This is a genomic window from Streptomyces durocortorensis, from assembly GCF_016901035.1.
Lineage (GTDB): Bacteria > Actinomycetota > Actinomycetes > Streptomycetales > Streptomycetaceae > Streptomyces > Streptomyces durocortorensis.
In genome coordinates this window covers 1-3,576 of sequence record NZ_JAFEUF010000404.1, presented here as the reverse complement: position 1 = coordinate 3,576, position 3,576 = coordinate 1, and the positions used below count along the sequence as shown (strand labels likewise).

Genomic DNA, 3,576 nt, shown 5'->3' with positions numbered 1-3,576 from the left:
CCCCGCCCGGCGGCGCGCGCCGCCCCCGCGCGCGCCCCCCCCCCCCCCCCCCCCCCCCCCCCCCCCCCCCCCCCCCGGGCCCGCCGCCGGGCCGGGGCCCCGCGCGCCCCCCCCCCCCCCCCCGCGGCCCCTCGTCATACGTGTGGCCGTCTACGGAGGTCAGGCGCCGGCCGACGGTGCGACCAGCAGGACCTTGCCGATGTGCGCGCTGGACTCCAGCACCCGGTGCGCCTCGGCGGCCTCCGCCATCGGCAGCGCCCGGTCCACCACCGGCTTGACCACCCCGCCGCCGATCAGCGGCCACACGTGGTCGCGTACGGCGGCGACGATGGCGGCCTTCTCCTGGAGCGGGCGGCCCCGCAGGGAGGTCGCGGTGACGGCGGCGCGCTTGGTCAGCAGGGCGCCGAGGTTCAGCTCGCCCTTGGCGCCGCCCTGGAGACCGATGATCGCGAGGCGGCCGTTGACGGCGAGCGCCTGGACGTTCCGGTCCAGGTACTTGGCCCCGATCAGGTCCAGGATGACGTCGGCGCCCGCCCCGGCGGTGTTCTCCCGGATCTCCTCGACGAAGTCCTGCTCCCGGTAGTTGACGAGGATGTCCGCACCCAGCTCGGCGCACCGGGCGAGCTTCTCCGGGCTGCCCGCCGTGACCGCGACCCGGGCCCCGACCGCCTTCGCCAGCTGGATCGCCATGGTGCCGATGCCGCTGGAGCCGCCGTGCACCAGGAAGGTCTCGCCGGGGCGCAGGTGGGACACCATGAAGACGTTGGACCACACGGTCGCGGTGACCTCGGGCAGCGCCGCGGCCTCCACCAGGTCGACGCCCTCCGGTACGGGGAGGAGCTGGCCGGCCGGTACGGCGACCTTCTCCGCGTAGCCGCCGCCCGCCAGCAGCGCGCACACGGCGTCGCCGACCGCCCAGCCCGTCACTCCGGGACCGAGCGCGGCGACACGGCCCGCGCACTCCAGGCCGGGGTAGGGGGACGAACCGGGCGGCGGGTCGTAGAAGCCCTGCCGCTGGAGCACGTCGGCACGGTTCACGGCGCTGGCGACGACCTCGACGAGGACCTCGCCGTCGCCGGGTACGGGATCGGGCACCTCGGCCCAGACGAGCGCCTCGGGGCCACCGGGTTCGGGAATCGTGATCGCATGCATGGCCGCGAGGCTACTCCCGCCACGCTCGCCCCGGCGGACGCCTCGTCGGTCAGGGTCGCTGGTGCGGAGGCATCGGGTTCTTCGGCACCGCGGCCGAACTGGGGCTCGCCCGCACGATGGTGATGACCCGGTCCGTCAACTGCAGCGGGCTGGCCGCCGGGTCGTCGTAACCGAGCAGCCGGTGTCCGCGCAGCACACTGACGACCAGGTCCTCGGTCTCCCGGACGCTCTTGCCCACCTCGGCCTTTATGACCGGCCGTTCGACGAGATCGAGGCCGCTGCCCTGCTGGATCAGGTCCTCCATCACGGTGCCCGCACTCGGGCTGAGGACGGAGAGGCCGAGCAGCCGCCCGGCGGCGCTGGCACTGGTGATCACCGCGTCCGCACCGGACTGCCGGAGCAGGGGCGCGTTCTCCTCCTCACGGACCGCGGCCACGATCTTCGCCCCGCGGTTCAACTGGCGCGCGGTCAGCGCGACCAGGACGGCGGTGTCGTCGCGCTGAGTCGCGATGATGATCTGACGCGCCTTCTGGAGCTCGGCGCGCAGCAGCACATCACTGCGGGTGGCGTCACCGAGCACACCGGTGAAGCCCTCGGCGTTGGCGGCCTCGATCACCTTGGAGGCCGGGTCGACGATGACGATCTGGTCCTTCGACAGACCGGTGGCACAGAGGGTCAGAATCGCCGAGCGGCCCTTCGTGCCGAAGCCGACGACGACGGTGTGGTCTCGCAAGTTGGATCTCCAACGCTTCAGCCGGAAGTCCTCCCGGGTCCGCTCCGTGAGGACCTCAAGGGTGGTACCGACCAGGATGATCAGGAACATCACGCGCAGCGGTGTCACGAGCACCACATTGATCAGCCGTGCTCCGTCGCTGTACGGCGTGATGTCGCCGTACCCGGTGGTGGAAAGGGTGACCGTCGCGTAGTAGACCGCGTCCAGCAAATCGACCTTGCCGTCGGCGTTGTCGTTGTAACCGCTGCGGTCGAGCCAGACGATCAGCACCGTCGCGGCCAGCACGAGCAGCGCCATCAACAGGCGCTTGGCGACCTGGCGGGCCGGGCCGAGGGCCACCCGGCGGGGGAGCATCACCCGGGTCGGCACGACCAGTTCGTCCGCTCGCCTGGCCATCGCATCGTGGCCGGGAAGTTTCACGTGAAACACCCTTCCGTCCACGGCGTCGCCGGGGCCCATGGGAGATCCAGAATCTCCACCTCGGTGCCGGACCGTACCCCGCCCGGCTCCACCACGGCCAACCCGTCCGCCGCGGCGATCCCCCGCAGCATCGCGGGCCCGTTGTAGCGCAGCGGCGCGACATGGTCCCGGCCGCCCGCCCGGCCCGCGCGGTGGACCACGGGGACGAGGCGGGTGTCGTGCGGATGGCCGGGCACGTCCGCATGGACGAGGGCCCGGTACGGATCCTGGGCCGGGCGGCCCGCGATGCCCGCGAGCAACGGCTCCGCGAGCGTCAGCAGACCGGATACGGCCGCGAGCGGATTGCCGGGCAGCCCGACGAGATACGGCCCCTCCGGCGGCCCTTCCGCCTGCCCTTCCGCCTGCCCGGAGGCTCGCAGCCGGGCCAGCAGCATGGGGTGGCCGGGGCGGACCGCGACGCCGTCCACCAGCAGTTCGGCCCCGAGGGCGTCGAGGACCGGGTGCACATGGTCGACCGGGCCGGCGGCGGTGCCCCCGGTGGTGACGATCAGGTCGGCGTCGGAGGCGGTGAGGGCATCCTGCAGCGCCCCGGCGTCGTCCCCGAGCCGACGAGGCCCGGAGACCTCGGCGCCCAGGGCCCGCAGCCAGGGGCCGAGCATGGGGCCCAGCGCGTCGCGGATCAGCCCGTCGTGCGGCAGGCCGGCGGCGAGCAGTTCGTCGCCGAGGACGAGGATGTCGACGCGCGGGCGGGGCACGACGGGCAGCGCGTCGTACCCGGCGGCCGCGGCGAGGCCGAGCACCGCCGGGGTCACGATCGTCCCGGCGGGGACGAGCTGCTCGCCCGAACGGCACTCCTGGCCCCGGGGCCTGATGTCCTGGCCGGTGACCACGGGCCGCCGGACGTGCAGCATCCCCTTGTCCTCGTCGGCGTGGGCGTGCTCGCTGCGGATGACCGCCGTGGTGTCGGGCGGTACGCGGGCGCCGGTGGCGATCCGTACGGCGGTGCCGTCGGGCAGCGCGGCGGCCGGGCCGCGTCCGGCGAGGAGCCCCGCGCCGGTCTCGAACGCCCAGGGGCCGGGTCCGGCGACGGCCCAGCCGTCCATGGCCGAGGTGTCGAAGGACGGCAGATCGGTGAGCGCGCCGAGCGCCTCGGCCAGGACGTGCCCGAGCGCACGGTCGAGCGGCAACCGGATCGTCGCGGGCGGACCGGCCCGCCCGGCCCTGGCCGCGATCGCCCGCGCCCGTTCCCAGGACGGGGGCGGGGGCGGGGG

Annotated in this window: 3 protein-coding genes; all 3 read right to left on the bottom strand. The window is 74.5% G+C overall.

Annotation, left to right across the window (positions count from 1 at the left end; genetic code table 11):
• Window positions 1–159 precede the first annotated feature (159 nt).
• Entirely contained in the window at window positions 160–1,152 is a 993-nt protein-coding gene (locus JS521_RS34610; RefSeq protein WP_205086831.1) for an NAD(P)H-quinone oxidoreductase, read from the bottom strand.
• 49 nt (window positions 1,153–1,201) lie between these two features.
• The gene (locus tag JS521_RS34605; protein ID WP_205086830.1) at window positions 1,202–2,344 is read right to left on the bottom strand and encodes a potassium channel family protein; all 1,143 of its coding nucleotides are present in this window, start codon (window positions 2,342–2,344) and stop codon (window positions 1,202–1,204) included.
• Window positions 2,302–3,576: molybdopterin molybdotransferase MoeA (locus tag JS521_RS34600; RefSeq protein ID WP_239488240.1), on the bottom strand; the 1,275-nt coding region annotated here is incomplete at its 5' end. The genes JS521_RS34605 and JS521_RS34600, both read right to left, overlap by 43 nt.

What these genes read in the sequence shown, in the direction of transcription:
- JS521_RS34610 (WP_205086831.1), bottom strand. Translation starts at nt 1,152, where the DNA reads ATGCATGCGATCACGATTCCCGAACCCGGTGGCCCCGAGGCGCTCGTC.
- JS521_RS34605 (WP_205086830.1), bottom strand. Translation starts at nt 2,344, where the DNA reads ATGGGCCCCGGCGACGCCGTGGACGGAAGGGTGTTTCACGTGAAACTT.